Below are 1,021 nucleotides of genomic sequence, written 5' to 3'. Positions count from 1 at the left end.
TGTTTACTCAAAGTAACCCTCGGAAGCAATTGCAACCGATTGAAAGTACAACCCTTCACCTTCTTCTAGGTCAGGAAGAGTTGGACGCCAGAAAGATAACTGAAGCTCTTTAAACACGTAGCTATAGCCTAACTCTGGATCAGAATGATCATAATTACCTTCTAGCTGAACTCGTTCGAGCACATTAGTCGCTAATGTCCTATGTACGTCAATGCCAAACAATGTCGTTGAAAACAACTCAGACGCCGCAGCTTCAATGAACTCAACTCTTCCTTCATTATCAAAATCTACCATGAGACCATCTAAAAAATGATGGCGATGACCATAGATGTAATCAGGAGCTCCGATAACATTGCTCACTTCAGTTTCTGTCATACCAAGCTTGACTGGACCGATTGAGTTTTCTAGTTGAATTTCGAAAATTTCCATTTTTGTCCTAAAAACACATAACGCCTTGTTAAGGTGTGAGGCACGCAATACCGAAGCTTCCGCATACCACCTTAACCACTAAACCTGACGCATGGTAAAAATGCCACGCGTGCCGAATCACTCTTAAACAATTTGTTAGCAGGACATTACGCAAGTAGCCGATGCTTCATTGACATAACTATAACCTTCGATAGTGACTGTAATCTGCTCTAAACCAAAAACTGACTCTGACGTTATCACTATAGGGAAGTTTAGTCTTATCAGGTCATTATGATTGGGCTTCGTAATGCCAAACCAAAAGCCTACGGTTTTGCCATTTACGAACATATTGGGTTGAGAATATTCGACTTCAGCTAATCCGTAATGAATGAAACCAATAAACTCATTACCATTCGCATCGACGAATTTCGCCCTGACAATGATGTTAGAGTTGGGGTCTAGAGCATCATCTTGGCTAGCTTGACAAATGACAGTGTCATCATGACTATCATCTTTCCATGAGGCAAACTGCCATACTGCATAATCTTGTATATCTTGGGGAGTTATTTCCCATATTTGCTTAACCATGTTACTCCTGTACTGCTAACGCCGC

The 1,021-nt window shown here is 41.1% G+C and carries 2 protein-coding genes; both read right to left on the bottom strand.

The window, feature by feature from the left end; genetic code table 11:
• Nucleotides 1–3 precede the first annotated feature (3 nt).
• The gene (locus CWO13_RS23315) at nt 4–429 is read right to left on the bottom strand and encodes a hypothetical protein (RefSeq protein ID WP_102431687.1); all 426 of its coding nucleotides are present in this window, start codon (nt 427–429) and stop codon (nt 4–6) included.
• A gap of 135 nt (nt 430–564) precedes the next feature.
• Entirely contained in the window at nt 565–996 is a 432-nt protein-coding gene (locus CWO13_RS23305; protein ID WP_102431689.1) for a hypothetical protein, read from the bottom strand.
• Between the last annotated feature and the right edge of the window lie 25 nt (nt 997–1,021).

This window comes from Vibrio sp. ZF 223, assembly GCF_003050585.1.
In the GTDB taxonomy this organism is placed as follows: Bacteria; Pseudomonadota; Gammaproteobacteria; order Enterobacterales; family Vibrionaceae; genus Vibrio; species Vibrio crassostreae.
Note: the sequence above shows the minus strand (reverse complement) of the source record. Positions and strands in the feature narration are given on the sequence as shown.

Bases quoted from the DNA above. Each gene is read 5' to 3' on its own strand.
- CWO13_RS23315 (WP_102431687.1), bottom strand. From the start codon at position 429: ATGGAAATTTTCGAAATTCAACTAGAAAACTCAATCGGTCCAGTCAAG.
- CWO13_RS23305 (WP_102431689.1), bottom strand. From the start codon at position 996: ATGGTTAAGCAAATATGGGAAATAACTCCCCAAGATATACAAGATTAT.